This window comes from Pseudomonas sp. AC193, from assembly GCF_979258075.1.
In genome coordinates, this window is the sequence record NZ_OZ409832.1 from 885,681 (window position 1) to 910,837 (window position 25,157).

21 protein-coding genes, 6 tRNA genes and 2 pseudogenes are annotated in these 25,157 nt (G+C 59.8%); 19 read left to right on the top strand and 10 right to left on the bottom strand.

Annotated elements, in window-relative coordinates:
* Positions 1–5: 5 nt before the first annotated feature.
* The 4 genes from ACZZ0D_RS04190 to ACZZ0D_RS04205 all read left to right on the top strand — a co-directional run bounded on the left by ACZZ0D_RS04190 (position 6) and on the right by ACZZ0D_RS04205 (position 3,100).
* A complete protein-coding gene (locus tag ACZZ0D_RS04190) occupies positions 6–353 on the top strand; it encodes a DUF4389 domain-containing protein (RefSeq protein WP_463552517.1) in 348 nt (115 codons plus the stop codon).
* Complete coding sequence (gene sixA / locus ACZZ0D_RS04195; protein ID WP_053122740.1) at positions 350–802, top strand: phosphohistidine phosphatase SixA; 453 nt, start codon at positions 350–352, stop codon at positions 800–802. The genes ACZZ0D_RS04190 and sixA overlap by 4 nt, the downstream gene beginning before the upstream one ends.
* 167 nt (positions 803–969) lie before the next feature.
* The gene (locus ACZZ0D_RS04200; RefSeq protein WP_463552518.1) at positions 970–2,625 is read left to right on the top strand and encodes an AMP-binding protein; all 1,656 of its coding nucleotides are present in this window, start codon (positions 970–972) and stop codon (positions 2,623–2,625) included.
* A 31-nt stretch (positions 2,626–2,656) separates the two neighbouring features.
* Entirely contained in the window at positions 2,657–3,100 is a 444-nt protein-coding gene (locus tag ACZZ0D_RS04205) for a hotdog fold thioesterase (RefSeq protein ID WP_053122736.1), read from the top strand.
* A 1-nt stretch (position 3,101) separates the two neighbouring features.
* Here ACZZ0D_RS04205 and ACZZ0D_RS04210 read toward each other — a convergent pair whose 3' ends face one another.
* The gene (locus ACZZ0D_RS04210; RefSeq protein ID WP_463552519.1) at positions 3,102–3,416 is read right to left on the bottom strand and encodes a hypothetical protein; all 315 of its coding nucleotides are present in this window, start codon (positions 3,414–3,416) and stop codon (positions 3,102–3,104) included.
* Positions 3,413–6,115, bottom strand: a complete 2,703-nt coding sequence (locus tag ACZZ0D_RS04215) for an RHS repeat-associated core domain-containing protein (protein WP_463552520.1) — start codon at positions 6,113–6,115, stop codon at positions 3,413–3,415. Before ACZZ0D_RS04215 ends, ACZZ0D_RS04210 begins: the two co-directional genes overlap by 4 nt.
* Before the next feature lie 210 nt (positions 6,116–6,325).
* Between ACZZ0D_RS04215 and ACZZ0D_RS04220 the strand changes: the two genes are divergently transcribed.
* The 4 genes from ACZZ0D_RS04220 to ACZZ0D_RS04235 all read left to right on the top strand — a co-directional run bounded on the left by ACZZ0D_RS04220 (position 6,326) and on the right by ACZZ0D_RS04235 (position 10,027).
* The gene (locus tag ACZZ0D_RS04220) at positions 6,326–7,132 is read left to right on the top strand and encodes an alpha/beta fold hydrolase (RefSeq protein WP_053122732.1); all 807 of its coding nucleotides are present in this window, start codon (positions 6,326–6,328) and stop codon (positions 7,130–7,132) included.
* Positions 7,129–7,983 carry an alpha/beta hydrolase gene (locus tag ACZZ0D_RS04225; RefSeq protein ID WP_463552521.1) on the top strand — a complete coding sequence of 285 codons (855 nt, stop codon included), beginning with the start codon at positions 7,129–7,131 and terminating at the stop codon, positions 7,981–7,983. The genes ACZZ0D_RS04220 and ACZZ0D_RS04225 overlap by 4 nt, the downstream gene beginning before the upstream one ends.
* Before the next feature lie 115 nt (positions 7,984–8,098).
* Entirely contained in the window at positions 8,099–8,905 is an 807-nt protein-coding gene (locus ACZZ0D_RS04230; protein WP_400652023.1) for a DUF4892 domain-containing protein, read from the top strand.
* Positions 8,906–8,974: 69 nt separating this feature from the next.
* Complete coding sequence (locus ACZZ0D_RS04235; RefSeq protein WP_463552522.1) at positions 8,975–10,027, top strand: AI-2E family transporter; 1,053 nt, start codon at positions 8,975–8,977, stop codon at positions 10,025–10,027.
* Positions 10,028–10,543: 516 nt separating this feature from the next.
* Here the strand turns inward: ACZZ0D_RS04235 and xopAW are convergent.
* The 3 genes from xopAW to ACZZ0D_RS04250 all read right to left on the bottom strand — a co-directional run bounded on the left by xopAW (position 10,544) and on the right by ACZZ0D_RS04250 (position 13,222).
* On the bottom strand, positions 10,544–11,194 hold the full coding sequence (xopAW, locus tag ACZZ0D_RS04240) for a XopAW family type III secretion system calcium-binding effector (protein WP_463552523.1): 651 nt from the start codon (positions 11,192–11,194) through the stop codon (positions 10,544–10,546).
* 232 nt (positions 11,195–11,426) lie between these two features.
* Positions 11,427–12,473, bottom strand: a complete 1,047-nt coding sequence (locus ACZZ0D_RS04245; protein WP_463552524.1) for a sensor histidine kinase — start codon at positions 12,471–12,473, stop codon at positions 11,427–11,429.
* On the bottom strand, positions 12,473–13,222 hold the full coding sequence (locus tag ACZZ0D_RS04250) for a response regulator (RefSeq protein WP_053122719.1): 750 nt from the start codon (positions 13,220–13,222) through the stop codon (positions 12,473–12,475). Before ACZZ0D_RS04250 ends, ACZZ0D_RS04245 begins: the two co-directional genes overlap by 1 nt.
* 296 nt (positions 13,223–13,518) lie before the next feature.
* Here ACZZ0D_RS04250 and pyrF point away from each other — a divergent pair.
* Positions 13,519–14,218 (top strand): annotated as a pseudogene (gene pyrF / locus ACZZ0D_RS04255) (orotidine-5'-phosphate decarboxylase).
* A 125-nt stretch (positions 14,219–14,343) separates the two neighbouring features.
* Here the strand turns inward: pyrF and ACZZ0D_RS04260 are convergent.
* Together ACZZ0D_RS04260 and ACZZ0D_RS04265 are read right to left on the bottom strand one after the other, a co-directional pair.
* Positions 14,344–15,348 carry an NADP-dependent oxidoreductase gene (locus tag ACZZ0D_RS04260; RefSeq protein WP_463552525.1) on the bottom strand — a complete coding sequence of 335 codons (1,005 nt, stop codon included), beginning with the start codon at positions 15,346–15,348 and terminating at the stop codon, positions 14,344–14,346.
* Positions 15,345–15,482 (bottom strand): hypothetical protein, encoded by a 138-nt coding sequence (locus ACZZ0D_RS04265; RefSeq protein WP_463552526.1) that lies wholly within the window; start codon positions 15,480–15,482, stop codon positions 15,345–15,347. The genes ACZZ0D_RS04260 and ACZZ0D_RS04265 overlap by 4 nt, the downstream gene beginning before the upstream one ends.
* A gap of 105 nt (positions 15,483–15,587) precedes the next feature.
* Between ACZZ0D_RS04265 and ACZZ0D_RS04270 the strand changes: the two genes are divergently transcribed.
* From ACZZ0D_RS04270 to ACZZ0D_RS04285, 4 genes and pseudogenes are all read left to right on the top strand, one after another.
* Complete coding sequence (locus ACZZ0D_RS04270) at positions 15,588–16,349, top strand: SDR family oxidoreductase (protein ID WP_159811474.1); 762 nt, start codon at positions 15,588–15,590, stop codon at positions 16,347–16,349.
* A gap of 130 nt (positions 16,350–16,479) precedes the next feature.
* Positions 16,480–17,856 (top strand): aminotransferase-like domain-containing protein, encoded by a 1,377-nt coding sequence (locus tag ACZZ0D_RS04275; RefSeq protein ID WP_463552527.1) that lies wholly within the window; start codon positions 16,480–16,482, stop codon positions 17,854–17,856.
* A 990-nt stretch (positions 17,857–18,846) separates the two neighbouring features.
* Positions 18,847–19,071, top strand: a pseudogene (locus ACZZ0D_RS04280) (HAMP domain-containing protein); the annotation flags it as partial.
* A complete protein-coding gene (locus tag ACZZ0D_RS04285; protein ID WP_463554762.1) occupies positions 19,069–19,932 on the top strand; it encodes a methyl-accepting chemotaxis protein in 864 nt (287 codons plus the stop codon). The pseudogene ACZZ0D_RS04280 and the gene ACZZ0D_RS04285, both read left to right, overlap by 3 nt.
* A 794-nt stretch (positions 19,933–20,726) precedes the next feature.
* Here ACZZ0D_RS04285 and ACZZ0D_RS04290 read toward each other — a convergent pair.
* Positions 20,727–21,485, bottom strand: coding sequence for a hypothetical protein (locus ACZZ0D_RS04290; RefSeq protein WP_053122697.1), 759 nt, complete (start codon positions 21,483–21,485; stop codon positions 20,727–20,729).
* Between the two features lie 383 nt (positions 21,486–21,868).
* Here ACZZ0D_RS04290 and ACZZ0D_RS04295 point away from each other — a divergent pair.
* The 6 genes from ACZZ0D_RS04295 to ACZZ0D_RS04320 all read left to right on the top strand — a co-directional run bounded on the left by ACZZ0D_RS04295 (position 21,869) and on the right by ACZZ0D_RS04320 (position 22,492).
* Positions 21,869–21,944 (top strand) — tRNA-Glu (locus tag ACZZ0D_RS04295).
* Positions 21,945–21,946: 2 nt separating this feature from the next.
* Positions 21,947–22,022 (top strand) — tRNA-Gly (locus ACZZ0D_RS04300).
* 104 nt (positions 22,023–22,126) lie between these two features.
* Positions 22,127–22,202, top strand: a tRNA-Glu gene (locus ACZZ0D_RS04305).
* Between the two features lie 3 nt (positions 22,203–22,205).
* A tRNA-Gly gene (locus ACZZ0D_RS04310) sits at positions 22,206–22,281 on the top strand.
* A gap of 57 nt (positions 22,282–22,338) precedes the next feature.
* Positions 22,339–22,414: transfer RNA gene (locus ACZZ0D_RS04315), tRNA-Glu, on the top strand.
* 2 nt (positions 22,415–22,416) lie between these two features.
* Positions 22,417–22,492 (top strand) — tRNA-Gly (locus tag ACZZ0D_RS04320).
* 101 nt (positions 22,493–22,593) lie between these two features.
* Here the strand turns inward: ACZZ0D_RS04320 and ACZZ0D_RS04325 are convergent.
* Positions 22,594–24,333 carry a dipeptidase gene (locus tag ACZZ0D_RS04325; RefSeq protein ID WP_463552528.1) on the bottom strand — a complete coding sequence of 580 codons (1,740 nt, stop codon included), beginning with the start codon at positions 24,331–24,333 and terminating at the stop codon, positions 22,594–22,596.
* Between the two features lie 184 nt (positions 24,334–24,517).
* Complete coding sequence (locus tag ACZZ0D_RS04330; protein WP_463552529.1) at positions 24,518–25,156, bottom strand: LysE family translocator; 639 nt, start codon at positions 25,154–25,156, stop codon at positions 24,518–24,520.
* Position 25,157: the final 1 nt, after the last annotated feature.

Here is a 25,157-nt window from a genome sequence, read left to right on the forward strand (position 1 = left end):
AAGCCATGAACGATCCGAAAACCGAAGCCAAGTACGAATCCATCCTCCTGCGTGTGCTGTGGATGATCGTTTACGCACTGGTCTGGCAAGTGGCGCAGTTCATCCTCGGCGCGGTGGTGCTGGTGCAACTGATCTATCGTTTGATCTATGGCGCACCGAGCGCCAGCCTGATGAATTTCGGCGACAGCCTGAGCCAGTTTCTGGCGCAGATCGGCCGTTTCGGCAGTTTCCACAGCGACCAGAAACCGTGGCCGTTCGCCGACTGGCCAACGCCGCGTAACCCGGAAGGTGAAGCGCCGCACGCCGTCGCGCCGGCACCGCATCCGGTTCGAGATGAGGAACCCAAACTATGAAACTCTGGGTATTGCGTCACGGTGAAGCGGTGCCTTACGGCTCGTGCCCCGACTCCGAACGGGAGCTGACCGACCACGGTCGCAAAGAAGCTTTGAGCAGCGCCGCCCATTTGATCGGCCAGCCGCTTACAGCGATCTACGCCAGCCCGTATTTGCGTGCGCAGCAGACCGCGCAGATTGTGCGCGAGGCGCTGGGTTTTGAGCCGGAGATTCGCACGGTTGAATGGCTGACGCCGGAGGTTGATCCGGACAAGGTCACCGATCAATTGGTGTCGGTGAGCAATGTGCTGCTGGTCAGCCACAACCCGTTGGTGGGCAATCTGCTCAGCTATCTGCAGCATGGCGCCGGTTATCCGCCGGAGAAGGTCAGCACTGCCGGGTTGGCCGAGCTGGAAAGCCCTGAGTTGCTGATTGGCTCGATGACCCTTAACAGCCTCAAACACCCTTAAAAGCAAAGATCGCAGCCTTCGGCAGCTCCTACATTGGAATGCATTTCCCTGTAGGAGCTGCCGAAGGCTGCGATCTTTTGATCTTGTTTCTTTTGGTAAAAAATCCAACCAAGCACTTGCTTGGTTGACTACGCTTGCTCCAGACCTAAAAAACAGGAGCGAGTCGCATGTCTGCCGCCTTCCGTTTGCCGCTGGACGTGTTCTACGAACGAGAAGCCCGGCACCCGCGCCAGCGCTTTCTCGTGCAGCCCATCGGTGGCGGGCAAGTCGAGACCCTGAGCTGGGCCGACGTCGGCCATCAGGCCCGATGCGCCGCGCATTGGCTGCGTGCTCGCGAGTTGCCGCAAGGCAGCCACATCGCCCTGATCTCGAAAAATTGCGCGCACTGGATCATCGCCGACCTCGCGATCTGGATGGCCGGGCACGTGTCGGTGCCGCTCTATCCCAATCTCACCGCCGATTCCGTCGCGCAAGTGCTCAACCACTCGGAAAGCGTACTGGCGTTTATCGGCAAGCTCGATGACTGGCCGAGCATGTCCAAAGGCGTGCCGGACGATTTGCCGATCATCAGCCTGCCGCTGCATCCACCGGGCGACTTCGATTTCAGCTGGGCTGACTTACAACGCAGCTCACCGATCCAGGACGATCCGCGTCCCGCCGCCGAGCAACTGGCGACGATCATCTACACCTCCGGCACCACCGGCCTGCCCAAAGGCGTGATGCACAGTTTTGCCAATCTCGGTTTCGCCACGACGCGCGGCACGCAGCTGTTCGGGCTCAACGAGAATGACCGGCTTTTGTCGTACCTGCCGCTGTGTCATGTTGCCGAACGGATGTTTGTGGAGTTGGCGTCGATCTACACCGGCCAAACCGTGTTCTTCGCCGAAAGCCTCGACACCTTTATTACGGATTTGCAGCGCGCGCGGCCCACCGCAATGTTCGGCGTGCCGCGTATCTGGACGAAATTCCAGATGGGCGTGTACAGCAAGATCCCGGCGAAGCGTCTGGATTTCCTCCTCGGCCTGCCGTTCATTGGCAAACGCGTCGGCCACAAAGTGCTCGCGGGGCTGGGGCTGGATGCCTTGCGCGTGGCGTTGTCCGGCGCGGCGCCGGTGCCGCAGACCTTGCTCACCTGGTATCAGAAACTCGGCCTCGATGTACTTGAGGTTTATGGCATGACCGAGAGTTGCGGTTATTCGCACATCTGCCTGCCGGGGCAATACAAACAGGGCTGGATCGGCAAGCCGTGCCCGGATGTCGAGGTGCGCATCGATGAAACCGGCGAAGTGCTGGTGCGCAGTCAGGCGACCATGCTCGGCTACTTCAAGGATCCCCAGAAAACCGCTGAAACGCTCACCGAGGATGGCTTCCTGCGCACCGGCGACAAGGGCGAACAGGATGCCGAAGGGCGCTTGCGCCTGACCGGGCGGCTGAAGGAAATCTTCAAAACCAGCAAGGGCAAATACGTCGCCCCGGCGCCGATCGAAAATCGCCTGGCAGTGCATTCGCGCATCGAACAGGTCTGTGTGGTCGGCGATGGTTTGAGTGCGCCGCTGGGCTTGTGCGTGCTGTCGACGGTCAATCAGGAGGAGGGCCGGGCTAGTCTGCATTCCAGCCTGGAAAAACTCCTCGAAGAGGTCAACGCTGTGCTCGACAAGCACGAACGCTTGCGCCGTCTGGTGGTGGTCAAGGACAGTTGGGCGGTGGAAAACGGTTTTCTCACGCCGACCTTGAAGATCAAACGCAACGTCATCGAAGACACTTACGGCGCGCGTTTCGAAGAATGGAGCGAGCGCAGCGAGGCGGTGCTGTGGCAGGATTGAGCGACGACTAAAACAACAAAGGAAGTCTGCGATGAGCTTGTGGCGTACCACTCCGAACATCGAGCAGTTGAACGCGATCCAGAAAAACACCATCGGCGAAGTGCTGGACATTCGCTTTGAATCTTTCGACGAAGAGTCGCTGACCGCGAGCATGGTCATCGACCATCGCACCCATCAACCGTACGGTTTACTGCACGGCGGCGCATCGGTGGTGCTGGCGGAAAGCGTCGGTTCGATGGCCAGTTACCTGTGCATCGATGCCAGCAAGTTTTATTGCGTGGGGCTGGAGATCAACGCCAACCATTTACGCGGATTGCGCAGTGGTCGGGTGACGGCGGTGGCCAAGCCGATCCACATCGGCCGCACCACGCATGTCTGGGATATCCGTCTGACCAGCGATGAAGGCAAGGCCAGTTGTGTGTCGCGGCTGACCATGGCGGTGGTGCCGTTGGGGCAGACGCCGCCTGCGCAGTGAGTCAATGGCTGGATCGATTTGATTGGCTATTCCGACGGCCATATTGCGTCAGCTCCAGACTCAACGCATTCGGTACTTCCGGGTGGTAGTCGGGTTCGACGCTTCTCAGGATGCTGTTCGGAGGAGTAAATCGATCCAGCCTGAATTTCCTGTCGTCAGTGCCGATTAACTTGCTCACGCCGAACTGTACATGTTGCCCAAGGTAAGTGCGGGCTTCAGTGGGCGTTGCCAGACTGTTGATCGCTGCGGATTGTAAGTTGGCATTGCTGATTTCGCCTGTCTTAGAGGCTAAGCCCAATGCCAGAGTTGCTGTCAAAGTCGATCCTGCAGTACGCGTCGCCACCCCATACAGCACCTCCCCGAACTTCGGTTTCGAGAGTCCATTGTTTTCAGGGCGTTGGTATTTCCCCCCCGGAATGAGTTGATTGTGGTGATAGATACGCCGTCCAGAGCTTCAACAACCGCACCGACAGCAACCCCGGCCGCAAAATCCGATAGTTCTGGTTTAACCGAGCCGCCGGCCGCCAGCAATACTGCGTAAGCGCTGGTGCGCAAGGCTGTCGTGCGGAACGAAGGTGCCACGGTAACGCTAGGGCCAGCGTCGGCGAGTATGCGTTGCCCGGTTTCTCTTGTCAGATTCCCGGGTGCGCTGGCCAGGATTGCGATGGCCGTTACGTTTAAAGCTTCACGGTTGGCGAGGTAGGCGTAAACCGGGGCAGCGGCTCCCGCCGCAGCCCCCACCAGCCCCAATGCGCCAGCCATGAATTTCTGTGTTTTGCGGCCGTAATTACGACCGATGGCAAGCCGACTGCCTGCTCCCAATCCCATCGATCCACCGGCAGCGGCACCGACAATCGCGCCCGCGATGGTCAATCCCAGATTGACACCAGGGTCGGGAGGCGAGTCCGTATCGCCAGAGGCCCATTGCTCCAATCCTGCGGCGGCAAAATATCTCACCGTGCTTCCGGCCAGTGCACTCACGCCATCTCGGGCAAACGTGGCCAGCGCCGCCGCGGTACCTTCTGTCACCGTGACCAGCCCCTGAAAATCGACATTGCCGACCGGATTGCCATGCACCATGGCAAACAGATTCAGGCCGTCCGCAGTGCCCAGCGGATCAGCATTGAGCCAGCGCTGCAGCCATGGCGCGTAGTAACGAAAACCGTAGTAATACAAACCCGTGGCGTCACGCTCTTTGCCCGAATAGCGCAGGGTTTTGTAACTGGCTTGGACCTGACTGCGCCCGGCCCACCAACAGGTTTCTCCGTAGGGGTAATAGTCCTCCCGCGAAATCAGTTGTGCCTGTGCGTCCAGCTCCACGGTGCTGGAATTCAGGTGATCGCTGAAGCTGTAGCGTTGCTGATCCTGCACCATGCCCGCCGGCAGGCCTTTCGCCCAATGCAACACCTGGAGGGTGGCGCGTGCGGCCTTGATCGAGATGACGTGGACAATCTGGTCTGGCTCAGTGCGAATCTCCAGACCGGGCAAGTAACGGGTTTCACTATCGCGCGTCAGCGTGCCGGTGAAACGCTGACTGATTTTGCGCTGACGCTGGCCACCACCGTCATACACATAGAACTCGATGTCATCTGGCTCATCGGCACGGACGATCTGGCTAACCTGCCGTAATTCATTACGCCGATCCCAATGCAATTCTTTTCCGTACTGCAGAAACAGGCGATTGCCGCTGGCGTCGTACCTCGCAGCAATTTCGCCTTCATCCGGCAACTGGCCGTCAGGTTTTTCCGCCAGGCTACGATTGCTGGAGTGAGCGACGGCCGTGCGTTCGGTGCGGTTGCCGCTGGCGGCGCGGTGTTCCATGCGCAGTAAATTACCGGCGCAATCGTAGGTGTAGGTACGCGTGTAGTTTTCCAGTTGTGCCGGATCGGCAGGCGAGGAAAACTCCGGTAACTGTGGGCCGCCAGTGGCGTTACGGATCTGCCGGCCATTGGCCTCAATCAAGCGCGAGAGACTGTCGTAGCGATAGCGACAGGTCGCTTCGGTGCGCTGGTTGCGGTGAAAGTGAGCGGGCGCTGCGTGATCGGCGATACGCGTGATGTGACCGCTCGCGTCATATTCGTACGTCAGATCCTGCACCGTCTGGCCATCATTTGTCTGACTGAGCAGATGCTGCAGGCGACCGTCATCAGCGCCGAACCGTGCTCGAGACACCACGCCGTTCCCTGCACGTTGATGTTCCAGATGGCCTTCGGCGTTGTACTGAATATCGCTGGCTATCGTCTGGCTCTGCGGGTTGGCTGCCAGCGTCAGATGGATTTCGCGTAACTGACCGACGCGATCCTGCAACAGTGTTTGCCGATTGCCCAGCGCATCGGTCTGGCTGATCAGTTCACTGACAGCGTTGTAGGTGCAGAGAGTCGTGGCAGGATTACGTTCCAGAAAGCGATCACGATCGGTTTCCACCTCCGGCCAGTTCACCGGCCACTCCGGGTCGGCGCAAAAGGTGCGAGCGCATTGAAGGGGCAGGCCGCTCAGGCTGAATTGCGCAAAGTGCAGGGTGCCTGCGGTGTCGTCATGCCGAATCAATCGGCCGCGACGATTATGGACGATTTCCGTCGATTCATCGCCATAGGTGAAACGCTCCGTGCAGTGTTCAGGCTCGCTCTCTGCGTGCTCGAATATCGCGCTCGGGCGGCGCAGCGAATCGAGGCCCGTGCGTCGGTGGTTGCGTTTCTGATCCCAGCCTTCAAGGCTGAAACCGTCCGCTGCGATCAGGCTCAAGCGCCAGCCGGCGTCGGTGTTTTCACTTAACAGCGGCGATCCCGAGAGGCTGAACACGTTGCTCTGATTCGCCGGGGCCGAAGGATCGAGCTGATGTCGGAGGAACAGTCTCGGATCGCGGCTCTGGAGCGCGCGTCCTGATGCATCGTAAATCTGTTGAGTGACGTAGCTTTCAATTGCCGCACTCGCGTCGCGGTGATGATAGGCCACGCTGCGCACGGGCAGCCCCCTCGGATCGCGCGCTTGAATGGCCGGCGTGTTCGCGTGAGTCATGAGCAGCCAGCGCCAGACAAAGGGGGTAGGTTTTTATCGGCCTGAGCAGGGCGCCTGTCAACTGACAGAACTGACAGTTGACAAGTGCCAGAACGGCGCCTGCCATAGCCGTGGCGCGACTGTCATCATTCCTGGCAGTTACGGTCATTGCTGTCGCGCGCCGTCTTGCGGACAATCAACGCCACGTTTCCCGCTCATGGATGTACCGGTATGTCGCAACCCATCTTTTTCGCCCACGCCAACGGCTTTCCTTCGGGCACCTACGGCAAGTTGTTCGCGGCGCTGGCGCCCGAGTACCGGGTCGCGCATCTCGAGCAGCATGCCCATGACCCGCGTTTTCCGGCGGATGACAACTGGTACAACCTCGTCGATGAGTTGATCCACCATTTGCAGCAGCAAGATCAACCGGTGTGGGGTGTTGGCCATTCGTTTGGCGGCGTGCTGCACCTGCACGCGGCGCTGCGTTGCCCGGAGTTGTATCGCGGCGTGGTGATGCTCGATTCGCCGGTGCTCACGCGCACCGATCAATGGGTGATTCGTGCGGCCAAGCGTTTTGGCTTCATCGACAAACTGACCCCCGCGGGTCGTACCTTGGGCCGCCGCGAAGAGTTCGCCGACCTCGACAGTGCGCGCAGTTATTTCGCCGGCAAAAGCCTGTTTCGCGGGTTTGATCCGGAATGCTTCGACGCTTATCTGCAACACGGTTTGCACAAGGTCGGCGACAAGCTGCGCTTGCGCTTCGACCCCGCCACTGAAATCAGCATCTACCGCGGCGTGCCGCACACCAGCCCTGGCCGCACCGGACAATTGCAGGTACCGCTGGCGGTGGTGCGCGGGCACAAAAGTCGCGTGGTCATGCGTCATCACACGCGGTTCGTCTCGCGACTGGCGCAGGGCGAAGCGCTGAGCATGCCCGGCGGCCACATGTTTCCTCTTGAGCGCCCGCAGGACACCGCGCGGCTGCTGAAGACTCTGTTTACGCGCTGGGAAAACCGTCAGGACAAGGATTGCGCATGAGCCCGACTTTCGAAGAAGTGCGCCTGAGCCTGCCGCATATCGAACTGGCGGCGCATTTGTTCGGCCCCGAGGACGGTCTGCCGGTGATTGCCCTGCATGGCTGGCTCGACAACGCCAACAGCTTCGCGCGGCTGGCACCGAAGCTTAGAGGCTTGCGCATCATCGCACTGGACATGGCCGGGCACGGCCATTCCGGGCATCGTCCGAACGGCGCCGGTTACGCCCTGTGGGACTACGCCCATGACGTGCTGCAAGTCGCCGAGCAACTGGGCTGGAAGCGTTTCGGTCTACTCGGGCATTCGATGGGCGCAATTGTTTCGCTGGTGCTGGCGGGTGCGTTGCCGGAACGCATCACCCATCTGGCGCTGATCGACGGCGTGATTCCTCCTACAGACAAAGGCGAAAATGCCGCCGAGCGCATGGGCATGGCCCTGCAAGCGCAACTGGATCTGCGTGAGAAGCGCAAACCGGTTTACAACACCCTCGACCGTGCGATCGAGGCACGGATGAAAGGGTTGGTGGCGGTCAGTCGTGAGGCGGCCGAACTCTTGGCCCAGCGCGGTTTGATGCCGGTGCCGGGCGGTTACACCTGGCGCACCGATAATCGCCTGACCTTGCCGTCGCCGTTGCGTCTGACCCAGGAACAGGCGATGGCTTTCGTCGCGCGCATCAGTTGCCCGGCGCAACTGGTGGTCGCGGCCGACGGCATGCTGGCGAAACATCCTGAGCTGCTGGAACGTCTACCCTTTAGCCGGGAACAGCTGCCGGGTGGCCACCATTTGCACCTGAACGACGAGGCCGGTGCCGACCTTGTCGCAGACTGTTTCAATCGGTTCTTCGCCATTCCTTGACTTGCTGCGGGCAACTGTCGAGGCTGGGCGGGTTGAAATGGGAGACAACCACGATGGATTTCTATACCGCTGCGACCTCGAATCACACAGTCATGCCGATCCGATGAGCCTGACTATGCGGTCACTCAGTCTGTTGGCGCTGTGCTGTTTCAGTTCCTTTTCATTCGCCGCCGATGTGCCCGGCAGTCAGGATCTGCAGATCGTGCCGCGTCTGGCCGATGCGCAGATTGTCGACTATCGCCCTCCGGTGGAGCTGGAGCGCATCTACCCTATGGGCTCGATCCGCAAGATCAGTGGCCAGTTGCGCTTTGACGGCCAGGTCACCGCCCGAGGCCAAACCACGGCGGTGACCTATGAGTTGCCACCCGAACATTCCGCCACCGAAGCCTTCACCGCTGCCCGCGAAGCCCTGCAAAAGCAGGACGCCGAGTTGCTGTTCTGGTGTCAGGCGCGTGATTGTGGCGAGAGCAGCCTGTGGGCCAACGAGGTGTTCGGCAACTCCAAACTGTACGGCGCTGATGAACAGCAGGCGTACTTGCTGTTGAGGCTGGCAGCTCCGCGCGACAACACGCTGGTGGCGCTGTACAGCATCACGCGCGGCAATCGCAAAGCCTATCTGCACGTTGAACAGTTCGAAGCAGTCGCGCCGCTGGGCGAGCTGCTGCCGACCTCGGCGACCTTGTTGCGTCAATTGAAAAGCACCGGTGAGCTGGATTTCCCGAACCGCGTGGATGCTCCGGATGACGCTTGGCTGCGGCTGATTTCCCGTGGCTTGAATCTCGACACGACGTTACGCGTGACGGTGTCCGGACCCAAGGCCGAGGCGTGGCGTCAGGCGTTGATCAATCAGGGCGTACGTGCGGCGCGCATGGAGACCGGCAGCGTCGATGGTGTTGGCCTGCGCATCGATCTGTTGCGATAAGCTGTATCGGGCGAGCGCGCGCGGCGTGTTCGCCTACTCTTGGCCTGACTGACTTTTTCGGAATCTTACATGCTCAATAACGATCGCCTGCTGGTGCAGATCCTCCTGCTGGTGTTGTTTGGCGCCAGCCTGTGGGTGATGGCGCCATTCTGGTCGGCGCTGTTCTGGGGCGCGGTGCTGGCGTTTGCCAGTTGGCCGCTGATGCGCCTGCTGACCCGCTGGCTCAATGGCCGGGAATCGCTGGCGGCGGCCATTTTGACCTTGTGCTGGATGTTGCTGGTGGCGGCGCCGTTGGTTTGGCTGGGGTTCAACCTGGCGGATCACGTGCGCGATGCCACGGCGTTCATCAAGGATGTGCAGGTCGACGGTTTGCCGGAAGCGCCGGTGTGGCTGGGGACTGTGCCGTTGGTGGGCGAGCGTTTGGTCGGCATCTGGGACAGTATCGATCAGCAGGGCGCGGCGCTGATGGTGTCGATCAAGCCTTATCTGGGGCAGGTCGGTAACTGGTTGCTGGCGCGCAGTGCGCAGATCGGGGGCGGCATTCTTGAGCTGACGCTGAGTATTGTGTTTGTGTTCTTTTTCTACCGTGACGGGCCGCGACTGGCGGCGTTTGTTCATGGTTTGCTGGAGCGGTTGATTGGTGATCGCGCCGGGTATTACATCGAGCTGGTGGCCGGTACGGTGCAGCGGGTGGTCAACGGGGTGATCGGCACGGCAGCGGCGCAGGCGGTTCTGGCGTTGATCGGGTTTTTGATTGCCGGGGTACCGGGGGCGCTGGTGCTGGGGATTGTGACGTTCCTGCTCAGTCTGATTCCGATGGGGCCGCCATTGGTGTGGGTGCCGGCGACGGCTTGGCTGGCGTGGAAGGGTGAGTATGGGATGGCGGTGTTCCTCGGGATTTGGGGGACGTTTGTCATCAGTGGCGTGGATAACGTGCTCAAGCCGTATTTGATCAGCCGCGGGGGGAATTTGCCGTTGGTGATTGTGTTGCTTGGGGTGTTTGGCGGGTTGATTGCGTTTGGGTTTATCGGGTTGTTTATTGGGCCTACGTTGTTGGCGGTGGCTTATAGTTTGTTGACGGATTGGAGTAAGAGTCAGGGTAGGGTTGAGGATCGGCGCTGATTTTTTTGGGCATATCCGTTGCTTCGGGTGTGGCTGATTATGGTTTCGCCCTTACGGCGAGTCACCTTTTCCAAACGCCGAAAAGGTAACCGAAAAGGCTGTGCCCTGACGTCCGGCCCTCGCTAAGGCTCGGGTTCCTTCGCTCCGGGTTCATCCGGGGGCATCGCCTACGGTTTGCTTCGCTGCACCTCCTCTCGATGCTTTCCCCGTATGAATCCCTCCCGCTCAGCCTCCCGACGGGCTCTAAGATCAAAATCAAAAGCTTGTCGAGCTTGCGCTCATCCTGTGTAGGAGCTGCCGAAGGCTGCGATCTTTTGATTTTCGTTGGATTCGCCCCTCACCCCAGCCCTCTCCCGAGGGAGAGGGGGCCGATTGGTGGACTTTTCAAAACTTGAGTTCAACTCGGTATCCCGCGTCGGCGTACTTCTACCAAACCACTCGATCAGTCCCCTCTCCCTCCGGGAGAGGGCTAGGGTGAGGGGCTTTTGATTTTGCGCTGTAGATTGCGTCGCAGACTCAAGTCGCCACGTTCAAATACTTGCCCACCGGCGCCGCGTTATCGAGCGAGTACTGCTTGCTCAAATTGGCAATCATGCGATTCAGCGCTTCTGTCGTGCTTTGAGTCGAAGCCGTCTGTTCTTCATCCGGGCGTTCGCGTCCAGCCTGTAAAGCGGCTTTCAGTTCATCACTGCTTACGCCGCCACTGCTGTCGCTATCGAGTACTTGGAGCAGGGCGGCGCTGGTGTCGGTGTTGCTCGTTGAGGTGCTGTCGCTGGTTTGCAACGCGCTGCTCAGTTCGGTGGCGGTGACGCTGCCGTCGCCATCGGCATCGAGTTGGCTGAACAGTTCGTCGCTGTTCATTTGTGGCGGTGGCGGTGGCGGTGGCGGGGGTGGCGTCAGGCCGGCGGTGAGTTCGTCCTGGCTGACGGTGCCGTCCTTGTTTTTGTCCAGGGCGGAGAAGATTTCGCTGCTGTCGGCGGAGCTGCCGGCGCTGGTCAGGCCGCTGCTGAGTTCGTCGCTGTTGATGGTGCCGTCGCCGTTGCTGTCGAGTTTGGCGAACAGTTCTTTTTGCAGTTCCTGACTGCGGGCGTTCCGTGTGGTGTTGCTGGTGCTGGTGCTGGTGCTGGTGCTGGTATAGCTCGTGTAGTTGCTGACGCTACCGATCATTGGACTCACTCCCTGGAATGAAAACCGGTGGGTGTACCGGCTTATGCAGCGTCGGGGCACAAGTTGTCGGGGGTATGTGCGATTTGTACCGGGTGGTACACAGATCAAAAGAACACGACAAAACCCTGTGGGAGCGGGCTTGCTCGCGAAAGCGGTGGGTCAGTCAAATCATTGCTGGCTGACCCGCCGCTTTCGCGAGCAAGCCCGCTCCCACAAGGGGATGGTGGTGTTTTCAGGGGCGGGGCAGGCGGATGATGGCGGTGAGGCCGCCGCCCGGGGTTTCTTCCAGATTCAGCTGTCCGCCCAGACGCTGCGCGGCTTCGCGGGCGATGGTCATGCCGAGGCCGACGCCGCCGGAGTTGCGGTTGCGTGAGCCTTCCAGTCGGTAGAACGGTTCAAACACCGCTTCACGTTTGTCGGCGGCGATGCCCGGGCCGTGGTCGATCACGCGAATCAGCAGTTGTTCACGCTGATCCTGCAGTTCGATCCGCGCCTGCCCGGCATAGCGCAGCGCGTTGTCCATCAGGTTGTTAAGGCACGAGCGCAGCGCCATCGGTTGCACCGGCAGCGGTGCGCAATGGCCGCTGACCTGCACGTCGGCGCCCTGATCCTGGGCGTTTTCGCACAACGATTCGACCAGCGCCTGCACGTCCATCAACTGCAAGGCTTCGCTGGTGCGCTGTTCGTGCAGGTAGGTGAGGGTGGCGTCGAGCATGCCGATCATGTCGTCGAGATCCTGACGCATCTGGCCTTGCAGCTTTTCATCGCTGATGTTTTCCAGGCGCAGTTTCAGGCGTGACAGCGGCGTGCGCAGGTCGTGGGAGACGGCGCCGAGCATGCGCGCGCGTTGCTGCACCTGTTCGCGGATGCGCTGTTGCATCAGGTTGAAGGTGTGCGCCGCTTGCCGGGCTTCTTTCGGGCCTGATTCATCGAGCGGCGGGCTGTCGAGGTTTTCGCTGAGGCGTTCGGCGGCGTCGCTCAGGCGCTGGATCGGTCGGGTCAGCAGTTTGGCGCCGTACCATGCGGCGATCATCAGCGAGATGAACTGAAACGTCAGCGGCACCAACGGCCCGCCAAACCATGGGCGCGGTGGACGCGGTTCGAAGCGCGGATCCATCGGCGGACGCTGGCCGTCGACGCCCTCGGAAAATTCCTGCGGTGGCGGCGGAGGCGGGCCGTAGTGGTGGAACCAGGCAAACGCCAGCAAGTGCGCCAGGACAATCGCCACGAACAGCATGCCAAACAGGCGGCCGAACAGCGTGTCGAAGCGCGCTCGCATCAGCCGATGTCCCGCGCGTCGAACAGGTAACCCTCACCGCGTACGGTTTTGATCAACTGCGGGGCTTTCGGATCGTCGCCGAGTTTCTGTCGCAAGCGTGACACCAGCAAATCGATGCTGCGGTCGAACGCTTCGATCGAGCGGCCGCGCGCGGCGTCGAGCAATTGTTCGCGGCTGAGCACCCGGCGCGGGCGTTCGATAAACACCCAGAGCAAGCGGAATTCGGCGTTGGACAGCGGCACCACGAGGCCGTCATCGGCGATCAATTGGCGCAGGACGCTGTTCAGGCGCCAGTTGTCGAAGCGAATATTCGCACGCTGCTCGGTACGGTCGTCGCGCACGCGGCGCAGAATCGTCTGAATGCGCGCCACCAGTTCGCGCGGTTCGAACGGCTTGGCCATGTAGTCATCGGCGCCGAGTTCGAGGCCGATGATGCGGTCGGTCGGCTCGCAGCGCGCGGTGAGCATCAGGATCGGGATGTCCGATTCGCTGCGCAGCCAGCGGCACAGCGACAAACCGTCTTCGCCGGGCAGCATCAGGTCGAGCACCACCACGTCGAAATGTTCGGCCTGCATCGCCAAACGCATCGCCGCGCCATCGGTGACGCCGCTGGCGTGGATGTTGAAACGCGCAAGGTAGTCGATCATCAGCTCGCGGATCGGCACATCGTCGTCGACGATCAGCGCGCGAATGCTCCAGCGTTTGTCGTCTTTGGGCTCATCAGTCGCGGTCATTTGGGTGTTGTGCATGAGGCTGTTCGTCTGCCAGGTAGGCCGCCAACCACAAAGATGGGCTGCGAGGTAGTGGTTTCAGCATAGGCGTCCGGCCGTGAGGCGGGAAGTGCTGATGTAAGGACGTGTTGCGGCTGGCGAGGCTAGCGCGGGTGCTTGTTGCTGGCGTGTCGGCTGTGTATCGGAGTCGACACAATAGCAGCGAGCGCTATGCTGATCACGGTTGGCGCGACGATTTACCGATCATCGGGTGCCGCGCCGCCACCGGTTCCGCTACAATGCGCGCCGATTTCGTCCTGCCTGAGAGCCCATTCATGTCCGCCTGCCAGACTCCTATCATCGTCGCCCTGGATTTTCCCACCCGTGACGCCGCACTGAAGCTGGCCGACCAGTTGCGACCCGAAACTGTGCCGGGTCAAAGTGGGCAAGGAACTGTTCACCAGTTGCGCCGCGGAAATCGTCGGCACCCTGCGTGACAAGGGTTTTGAGGTATTCCTCGACCTGAAATTCCACGACATTCCCAACACCACCGCGATGGCCGTGAAAGCCGCTGCCGAGATGGGCGTGTGGATGGTCAACGTTCACTGCTCCGGCGGTATGCGCATGATGGCTGCTTGCCGTGAAGTGCTCGACAAGCGCACGGGCCCGCAACCGTTGCTGATCGGCGTGACCGTGCTGACCTCGATGGAACGTGAAGATTTGGCCGGTATCGGCCTGGACATCGAGCCGCAAGAGCAAGTGCTGCGTCTGGCTGCACTGGCCGAGAAGGCTGGCATGGACGGTCTGGTGTGCTCGGCGCTGGAAGCCACCGCACTGAAAACCGCGCACCCGTCGCTGCAACTGGTGACCCCGGGGATTCGCCCGGCGGGCAGCGCGCAAGACGATCAGCGCCGCATTCTGACCCCGCGTCAGGCGCTGGATGCCGGTTCCGACTATCTGGTGATTGGCCGTCCGATCAGCCAGGCGGCGGATCCGGCTCAGGCGCTGGCTTCGGTAGTCGCCGAAATCGCCTAAGCACGCTGAAGATCCAAATGTGGGAGCGGGCTTGCTCGCGAATGCGGTTTGTCATTCAACATTAATGTCGACTGATACACCGATTTCGCGAGCAAGCCCGCTCCCACATTGGTTTTGTGGTGGCCTTAAACCTTCAATACCAACTTGCCAAAGTTCTCGCCGCTGAACAATTTCATCAGCGTTTCTGGAAAGGTCTCCAGGCCTTCGACGATATCTTCCTTGCTCTTGAGCTGCCCCTTGGCCATCCAGCCGGCCATTTCCTGCGCCGCGCTCGCGTATTGCGCCGCGTAGTCCATCACCACAAAACCTTCCATCCGCGCACGGTTAACCAGCAGCGACAGGTAATTGGCCGGGCCTTTGACCGCCTCTTTATTGTTGTACTGGCTGATCGCGCCGCAAATCACCACTCGCGCTTTCAGATTCAAACGGCTCAGTACCGCGTCGAGAATGTCACCGCCAACGTTATCAAAATACACGTCCACGCCTTTCGGGCATTCGCGTTTGAGCCCGGCGATCACGTCTTCGTTTTTGTAATCGATGGCGCCGTCGAAACCCAGCTCATCAATGAGGAATTGGCACTTGTCGGCGCCACCGGCAATGCCCACCACGCGGCAACCTTTGATCTTGGCGATCTGCCCGGCAATGCTGCCCACCGCGCCGGCCGCGCCGGACAACACCACGGTGTCGCCAGCCTTCGGCGCGCCGACATCCAGCAAAGCGAAATAGGCGGTCATGCCGGTCATGCCCAGCGCTGACAGATACACCGGCAGCGGGGCCAGTTTCGGATCGACTTTGTAGAAGCCTCGTGGCTCGCCGAGGAAATAATCCTGCACGCCAATGGCACCGTTAACGTAGTCGCCGACGGCAAATCCCGGATTGTTCGAGGCGACGACTTTTCCCACGCCCAATGCGCGCATGACTTCACCGATGCCGACCGGCGGGATGTAGGACTTGCCCTCGTTCATCCAGCCACGCATGGCCGGGTCGAGGGACAGGTATTCGTTCTTGACCAGAATCTGGCCCGCCGCCGGCTCGCCGACCGGTACTTCCTGATAGGTGAAAGTCTCGCGGGTGGCTGCGCCCACCGGGCGTTTGGCGAGCAGGAACTGGCGATTGGTCTGGTTGGTCATGGCAGGCACTCGAACGGAATGAAGCCTTGTTGATAGACCTTCACGGCCGATGCCGCAAGGTTGGCTGATGAGGCGAATGCACGTCGATCCAGTGCAGTGATGATCACCGGGCCGGTTTTATCACTGCAACGCATGGGCGCCTAAACAGCCACTGGATAGTGCTGACGCCCGGCCAACCGCTGTGGCTATGCTGCAACGCTAAGCATTCCCCCTGCATCTATGCGTTCGAGGACATAACAATGAGCATGACGTTTTCCGGTCAGGTTGTCGTAGTCACAGGCGCGGCCAACGGCATCGGCCGTGCGACCGCCCAGGCATTCGCCGCCGAAGGCTTGAAAGTGGTGGTCGCCGATCTGGATACCGCAGGGGGCGAGGGCACCGTGGCGCTGATTCGTACAGCCGGCGGCGAAGCGACCTTCGTCCGTTGTAACGTGACCGTCGAGAGCGAAGTGAAAAATCTGATGGACGAGGTGATCAATACCTACGGCCGTCTCGACTATGCCTTCAACAATGCCGGGATCGAAATCGAAAAGGGCAAACTGGCCGAGGGCTCGATGGACGAGTTCGACGCGATCATCGGCGTCAACGTCAAAGGCGTCTGGCTGTGCATGAAGTACCAGTTGCCATTGCTGCTGGCACAGGGCGGCGGGGCGATCGTCAACACTGCTTCGGTCGCCGGTCTTGGCGCAGCGCCGAAGATGAGCATCTATGCGGCGTCGAAACACGCAGTGATCGGCCTGACCAAATCGGCGGCCATCGAATATGCGAAGAAGAAAATCCGCGTCAACGCCGTGTGCCCGGCGGTGATCGACACCGACATGTTTCGTCGCGCCTACGAGGCCGACCCGAAGAAAGGCGAGTTTGCCAACGCCATGCACCCGGTCGGCCGCATCGGCAAGGTCGAGGAAATCGCCAGCGCCGTGTTGTACCTGTGCAGCGACGGTGCGGCGTTCACCACCGGTCATTCGCTGGCAGTAGATGGCGGTGTCACCGCGTTCTGAACCTGCTCCCTCACCCAGCAATGTGTATCAAATAGTTAGATCGAGCGCTTTTGTCGGCTTTGTCGCACAGCCTCCTGACGGCGGCTGTGATTTACTGCGGCCAGCAAAACGGACAGGAGTTTGTGCGCTCATGGAATTGAGAATCGACCGACAGGCATTGGTGCCAGTGGTGCAGCAAATCGTTGATGGAATGACGGAGTGGGTCGCGCAGAGTGGCGTCGCGCCCGCCACTCGTTTGCCCTCGGTTCGGCAAATTGCCCGGGGCAACTTGCTCAGCCAGTCCTGTGTGACCGAGGCCTGCGAGCGGCTGGTCGCGCAGGGGATTCTGGCTTCATGCCAAGGCACGGGGTTCATGGTGGCCGCATCACCCAAGACGCTGTGCGGACAGGGCGAGAGCGAGGCTGGTTGCAGTGGCTTCTACGGCGCTGCTGGCGGACTGAAACTGGGCGGTGGCGGCTTGCCCGAGAGCTGGCGCGAGTCCGGTGACTTGAGCTATGCGATCCGCGAGGTCGCGCGCACGGACATGGCCAGCCTGTTCAACTACAGCAGCGCGGCAGGCCTTCCGGCGCTGCGCGAGCAGATCGTCAAACGCCTGAAAATATTCAATATCGATGCGCCTGCAGAGCAATTGCTCACCACTGCAGGTGCCAGCCATGCACTGGATTTGATCGTGCGCACCCTGTTGCAAGCGGGAGATTGCGTTGTCGTGGAAACACCCGGATACGCGCCGCTGTTCAACCTGCTGCGCCTGCAAGGGGTGAACATGATCGAGGTGCGCCGCACGCCGACCGGGCCTGATCTTGAAGCGCTTGAAAGGTTACTGGGTGAATTTCGCCCGGTGGCGATGTTCATCAACAGTCATCACCACAATCCCACGGGTACCAGCCTGACAGCGGCCGCGGCTCAGCAGGTTTTGTACTTGTGCAGGCTGCATGATGTGCGCCTGATCGAAGACGATGTCTACGCCGATCTACACAGTGGTAACGGTACTCGGCTGGCGGCGCTGGATGAACGGGTGATTTACGTCGGCAGTTTTTCGAAAACCCTGAGCAGTTCATTACGGGTCGGTTTCGTCCTCGCCGAACCTGAAGTGATTGCCCGTCTGGCGCAAGTGAAGATGATCAGCAGCATGGGCGCCTCGAGCTTCAGTGAGGCAGTTGTGGCAAGCCTCATGGCCAGCGGCGCTTATCGAAAACTGGTGCAGCGCCAGCGTCAGCGCCTGAATACCGATCGCACCGCCGCATTGCAGTTGCTGGAAGACGCCGATTGGGAGGTGTTCGGCAAGCCTACGGGCGGATTGTTCATTTGGGCGCGGGCCCCGCAGACCGATGATGTTCGGTTGTGCCGCCAGGCTCAGCGCAGTGGTGTGTTGCTGTCGGCGTCCAGTGTGTTCAGTCCGAGTGGCGAAAGCAGCGACTGGCAGCGGATCAATGTGGCGCATGCCTGTGATCCGCGCGCGCGGCAGTTTTTTCGCAACACTTGTGCGGATCGACCTCGAGTGTTCTGAAAACGACGCGGACGTAGCTTTTTGCCATTATTCCGACGCCAGAGACTTGTGCTGCCTGTTGGCCGTTGCGACTCTGCGTTCACAGACTTTGGCAGGGGATTAAGCGCAATGATTTCGGCCGTGCAAGGACGTTTTGCCAACCTCGGTATGGCAAAAAAACTGGGTATCGGATTTGCACTGGTGCTGCTGTTGACCGCGTTGGTCGCGGCGATTGGCGTCTGGTCTCTGCAAACCATCAGTCAGCGTTTTGATGGGCTCAAACAGATGTCATCGCTCAATAGCGGTCTGCTCGATGTGCGGCTGCTGGAGCAGGAATATGCGTTGCGCGGCAATCCGAAAACCGCCGATGCCTTGCGTGAAGGCGTCGATGGGCTGATTGCTCAAGCCAACGCGCTCAAGGCGCAATCAGCGGCCAACGTGCCGGTGATGAACGATGTCGTGCAATCGCTGGAGGCCTATCGCAAGGCTTTCGATGAATTTGTTTCGCTGACCCAGACCAAGGATCTGGCGCTGGAGATGGCCAGTTGGTCGGTGTCCAGCGTCGCCAATAACCTCGATGTGTTGCAGGCCGGGTTGGCGGACGACGGCGCCTATACCTTGAAAGAGTCCGAGGGCAAGGACGGTGCGCAATTCATCGAGCAAGCCAGTCAGGTCAGTCAGGTGTCGCGGCTGATGTTGCAGGCGATGAACGAGGCGCGGGTTCGTCTGGATCAAAGTCGCAAGGGCGATGCCGACGGTGCCGACAAAGGCAATATCGAGCAGGCCGCGCAGGCTCAGGCGCAGGCCGAGGCGCTGAAGTCGACAGTCAAGGACGAGGGTTATCTGACGGTGCTCAATGAAGTATCGGGGCACATTGCCGGGTTCAACGAGAAGCTGGCGGAGTACACCGGTTTGCTGGCGCAGGAAAAAACCGTCTACGGCCAATTGCATCAGCGGGCCGCGCAAGTGGTGGAGCGGGTCAATCAGGCGTACGTCGCTGAAGACGGCGCGATGCAGGCTGAGCTGAAGAAGAATTCGTTGCTGATTATTGCTTCGTCGGCGTTGGCGCTGTTGGTCGGGTTGATCGCGGCGTGGGTGATCACGCGGTTGATCGTTGCGCCGTTGCGCAGTGTGATTCAGGTGGCGCAGCAGATTGCGGCGGGGGACTTGAGTGCGACGGTGCCGGTGACGCGTCGTGATGAAATTGGCCAGTTGATGCTGGCGATGCAGCAGATGGGCGCGGGGTTGAGCACGATTGTCAGCGGGTTGCAGGCGGGTATCGAGCAGTTGGCGAGCTCGGCGCAATCGCTATCGGCGGTGACTGAGCAGACCAATCTTGAGGTCAGCAGTCAGAAGGAGGAAACCGAGCAGGTTGCCACCGCGATGAATCAGATGACAGCGACGGTGCATGATGTTGCGCGCAATGCCGAAGAAGCGGCGTTGGCGGCGCAGACCGCAGACAGCAAGGTTGAGAGTGGTCAGCAGGTGGTGCGGCAGAGCATGGCGCGGATCGAGCAACTGGCGGATTCGGCAACGTCGGCGAGTTCCAGTATCGAGAGTCTGAGTGCGGAGATTCAGAATATCGGCACGGTGCTGGGGGTGATCAAGAGCGTGGCCGAGCAGACCAATCTGTTGGCGTTGAACGCGGCGATCGAGGCGGCGCGTGCCGGGGAGCAGGGCAGGGGTTTTGCGGTGGTGGCGGATGAGGTGCGTGCGTTGGCGCGGCGTACGCAGCAGTCGACCGAGGAGATTGAGCGCTTGGTCAGTGCGTTGCGGGCGGCGGCGCATTCGTCGGTGCAGCAGATTCAGAGCAGTGGTGAGTTGGTGAAGCTGGCGGTGAGTGATGCGCTGCAGACGGAGAGTGCGTTGGGGAGTATTGCGGCGGCGGTGTCGTTGATTCAGCAGATGAATCAGCAGATTGCGGCGGCGGCGGCGGAGCAGAGTTCGGTGGCGGAGGAGATTAATCGCAGTGTGACGAGTATTCGTGCGAGTGCCGATCAGTCTTCGTTGGCTATGCGGGGGAATGCGGCTTCTAGTGTTGAGCTGGCGCAGTTGGGGGTTGGGTTGCGGGGGATGGTTGGGCATTTTCGGCTTTGACGCTTTTGGTGTGGCTTGGCGGCCTTTGGGCCGACCATGTTCTTGGGGTTTTGGGTGTATATCCGGTTCTTCGGGGGGGGCGGCTGGCGGTTTCGCTCTTACAGCGACTCCCTTTGGCAGACGCCCCAAAGGAAGCAAAGGTCTGGGCCCCGGCGTTCGGCCCGCTCGCTGGGGCTCGGGGTTCCTTCGTTACGGGATTCATCCGGGGGCATCGCCTCCGGTTTGCTTCGCTGCACCTCCTCTCGATGTGTTTGGCTGCGCCAAACGTCGCTGCGCTCCTACCCCCGGATAAACCCCTCCACTCAGCCTTCCGAAGGGGCCAGCACGGCAAGATCAAAAGCTGCAGCCGAGCTTGCGCTCATCCTGTGTAGGAGCTGCCGAAGGCTGCGATCTTTTGATTTTAATTTTGTAGGAGCAGAGCTTGCTCGCGACGGCGGCCCGACAGCCGACTCATTTCTACGGTTGTACTCAATCCCTGTGGGAGCAGGCTTGCCAGCGATGACGGCCTCACAACCAACCATTATCTGACTGTACGCACCCAATCCAACTGTAGGAGCTAGCCTGCTAGCGAAAGCGGCCCGACAGCCGACTCATTTCTACGGTTGTACTCAATCTCTGTGGGAGCTGGCTTGCCAGCGATGACGGCCTCACAACCAACAATTATCTGACTGTACGCACCGAATCTAATTGTGGGAGCTAGCCTGCTAGCGAAAGCGGCCTGAAATTCCCCTCAGTCCCCATCCATCACCCACAAAAAAGCCACCTCCCGGTGGCTTCTCTCGCTACTTCTTCAATCAGTCGTAAATCACTTTCTTCTTCCAGTCCGCATCCGCCTCTACATCTTTCAAACCTGTGGTCAGTTGGTTCTCTTCACCTTCCACGGGTGCAATTTTGTCCATGACCTGGGCGTTGGCGCGGGCGAGCAGTTTTTCCAGGTATTGCAGTTGTTCGGCGTAGGCCTGCGGGTCTTGTTGTTTGCGCAGGTATTGCACGCCGCGTTCGAAGGCGAGGCGGGCTTGGCCGGGTTGGTTTTGTTGCAGGGATTGTTGGCCGAGGTTGTTGAAGAATTCGATGTGCAGCAGTACGAGGATGTGGCGGACTTCGCGGATCCACTGTTTGGCTTCGTTCGGTGGCAGGAAGCCGTCGTGGGCGGCGCGGGTGATTTGGCCGTGCAGGGCTTCGAGCAGGAAGCGCACGTCTTTGGCTTTGGCTTCGGTCAGGATCGGTGCCGGCGGGTTGTTGACCGGGATCGATTCGCCCTGGGCGACCAATGCGCTGAGTTCGCTGATGCGCGCTTTGGTGGTGGCGCTGGTTTTTTCCAGGTTGAGCAGGCGCTGGCAGACGTTGAGTTCCAGTCGGGTCAGCAACAGTTTCAGCGCAGGGGTCATGAACTGGCCTGGGAAAGTCTCGGTCAGTTCGCCGCAGCGGCGCAGGCGGTCGTTGAGTTCGACCTTGGTGCGGGCCTTCTCCAGTTTGTTGTTTTCCACCACATGGTTCATGTAGCCAATGGCGATCAGAATTGCGATCCCGGCTACGACTAGCAGGGTGATCATGAGTGGTGTCACCGGTAAGACCTCTTTATAGGGTTCACTTGCGAGTTCAGTGGCTCGGCATTCAGCTGGCTGCCGCTGCTCGACACGTTGGGTCGGTAGCTTGTGTCTATATCGGCCACGCACTGCTTAGATAAATGCTGGCGCGGTAAGCGCATATGGCCATCATTGTGCGGTGGACTATAACGCCTTGGCGAGTGGCGGAATATAGGCGTCAATCGTCGGGCGACGGAAAAGCCTGATTGACTTGGTAAAGCAGGTCGAAGTCATTGATTTAAATAAATTTATATCAAGGGGTTGACGACCCCTTAATCCATCCATAGAATGCGCGCCACTTACAGCGTAAAGCACACAGCGAAACGCGGTAGGGAGTGAAGTTGTAGCGTGTCCCCTTCGTCTAGTGGCCTAGGACACCGCCCTTTCACGGCGGTAACAGGGGTTCGAGTCCCCTAGGGGACGCCATTGCGGGAATAGCTCAGTTGGTAGAGCACGACCTTGCCAAGGTCGGGGTCGCGAGTTCGAGTCTCGTTTCCCGCTCCATTTTTAAACAGCAGTGCTTTCGGGCGGTGCTGAGTGAAACCAGAACCAAGTCTTCGGATGCGGATCTGGACACCGAAACACACACCATGTGTTCCGGGTAGCGTGTCCCCTTCGTCTAGTGGCCTAGGACACCGCCCTTTCACGGCGGTAACAGGGGTTCGAGTCCCCTAGGGGACGCCATTTGCGGGAATAGCTCAGTTGGTAGAGCACGACCTTGCCAAGGTCGGGGTCGCGAGTTCGAGTCTCGTTTCCCGCTCCAAATTCTAGAAACGCCGCTCAGTGAGCGGCGTTTTTATTAGTGAAAGTTGTAGCCTGTGTCCCCTTCGTCTAGTGGCCTAGGACACCGCCCTTTCACGGCGGTAACAGGGGTTCGAGTCCCCTAGGGGACGCCATTGCGGGAATAGCTCAGTTGGTAGAGCACGACCTTGCCAAGGTCGGGGTCGCGAGTTCGAGTCTCGTTTCCCGCTCCATATTCAACAAAAACGCCGATCAGTGATGATCGGCGTTTTTGTTTGTGCGCGATTTATCGTCGCCCATAAAAAGACCGTAAAGGTTCCTTTTATTGTTTCCGTTACAGCTTCGGCAGTTGCCCGATGCGCCCCATCATTTCGGTGACGATCTGCAGATCCAGCAAGAACTGGTCAACGGTCTTGAACTCGCCATCGGTGTGCCCGGTGTATTTCACCTCGGGACGCGCCAGACCGAACTGCACGCCATTCGGCAATTCATGCACCGACGTCGCGCCGGCAGAGGTGCCGAACTCGTGTTTCATGCCAAGGTTTTCCGTCGACACTGCCAGCAGCGCCTTGACCCATTCGCCTTCCGGGTTGCGGTACATCGGCTCGGCGATCGAGTAATCGAAGGACACGGCGACGTGGGTTTTCTTCGTCCACGCGCTCAGCTTGTCAGCGATTTCAGCTTTGAGCTTTTCTGGCGACTTGCCCTTCGGCACGCGCAGATTGACTGCCAGTTTGAAGGCTTTGTCGTTCTCACCAACGTAGGTCAAAGAAGTGGTCAGCGGGCCCATGAAACTGTCGGCGAAACCGACCTTCAAGGTGTTGCCCAAGTAATCCAGGCCCCAGTTGTCAGCGGCATAACGCGCGGCGTCGGTGAACTGGTTGTGCTTGAGGGCGACTTTGCCGTTCAGGCTATTGATGAACACCAGCATGCGCGCCACCGGGTTCACGCCGGACTCTGGCTCGGAGGAGTGCGCAGAAACACCGGTCACCGTCAGTTTGACGTCTTTGCCATCAACCTTGGCCGCCACTTCGAAGTTGCCGCCGTTGTTTTTGGCGAACTCATTGCCGGCCTTTTGCAGACTGGTCGCCAGTTCGGCAGGTTTGTCCGTCACCAACGTCACGACGGAGGCCGATGGAATCTGGTTGGTCGCCAGGCCGCCGGTCATCGAAGTGATTTCGGCGCCTTTGCCTTCAGCTTTGCGCTTGGCGAAGTTGGCCATCACGGTGCCGTAACCTTTCTCGGCAATTACCACCGGGTAACCGCCATCCAGCGCCATGTTGTAGGCCGGTGTCGGGTTGTGTTCGAAGTAGTAAGGGATCGCATCGCCGGTGGTCTCTTCGGTGGTGTCGACCAACAGCTTGAAGTTGCGTGCCAGTGGCAGCTTTTCTTCTTTGATGACTTTCATCGCGTACATCGCGACGACGATGCCGTTCTTGTCATCCTCGGTACCGCGACCGTACATGCGATCGCCGATCAGCGTGACCTTGAACGGATCAAGTTTGGTGCCGTCCTTGAGCACCCAGTTTTCCGGGGTGACCGGCACCACGTCGGCGTGCGCGTGAATGCCGACGACTTCATCGCCCTGGCCTTCCAGCGAAATCTCGTAAACGCGGTTATCGACGTTGCGGAAATTCAGGTTGAAAGATTCGGCCAGGCTCTTGATCTTGGCAGCGATTTTGATGAACTCAGGGTTGTCGTGCTGTGCCACACCTTCCTTCTGGAAGGTCGGAATCTCGACCAGTTCGCGCAGGGTTTCCAGCGCGGCTTTGCCGTACTTCACGCGCGTATAGATGCCCAGCAGACGATGAATCTCGTTCTGCTGCTCAGCGTTCAGGGTTTTGTTGTCGAGGAAAGCGCTGATGGCCGGGCCGAGGTTGTCGGTTTTAGCGATGTCGCTTTTGGCCAGACTGCCCAGAAACTCGCGAAAATCCGTGACGGTTTTGGCGTCGAAGGATTTCAGGATGACCGCGCTCTGCTCTGGGGTGATGTTGGCTTGAGCGGCAGTGGTGAACGAGGCGAGGCTGGCCAGCATCAGGGTAGCGGCGGCCAGTTGCTTGAGGGAAAAGTCCATTACGGAGGCATTCCTTTGCAGGCGGTTAATGAGATGTTGCCGACGGGTGTGTCAGAAACATTTCGCAAACTAACACTGCAAGCACCTGCCGTGGGAGGCTCTAAACGGGATGTGTCGCACAGAACTGCAAAAGAGGCGCACAAATGAAAAAGTCCCGGCGGGCATCGCCGGGACTTTTTTTGCATTACATGGAGAGCATCAAGCGCCCGGCGAACAGAATCAAAATCACCCCCATGCTGCGTTCGAACCAGTGGCCCATGCGCATAAACAGCACGCGTATTTTGTTGCTGGAGAAGAACAGCGCGACGATCACAAACCACAGCGCGTTTACAAAACACATCCATAAACCATAGAAGGCCTGGATTTGCAGGGGCGTGCTGGCGCTGATGATCGTGGTGAAGATCGCCAGGAAAAACAGGGTTGCTTTGGGATTGGTCGCATTGGTCAGAAAACCGGTGCTGAACGCTTTGAACAAAGACTGTTCCACCAGTGGTTCCTCGGCCGCTTTTTCCCCTTCCAGCGCTGTCTTCGGTTTGCTGCGAATCAGGCTGACACCGAGGTACAAAATGTAAGCACCGCCGACCACTTTGGCCACGGTCAGCAGCCACGGCGTGGTGTGCATCAGCGCGCCGACCCCAAGCAACGTGTACAACACGTGCACGGAAATCCCCGCACCAATGCCCAGCGCTGTGCAGATTCCCACCAGTCGCCCGAAGCGCACGCTCTGGCGGATGGTCACCGCGAAATCAGGGCCGGGAGCGACCACGGCAAGGAAGTGAATGGTGGCCAGCGCCAGAAACTCGCCCAGGTAATTCGAATACATC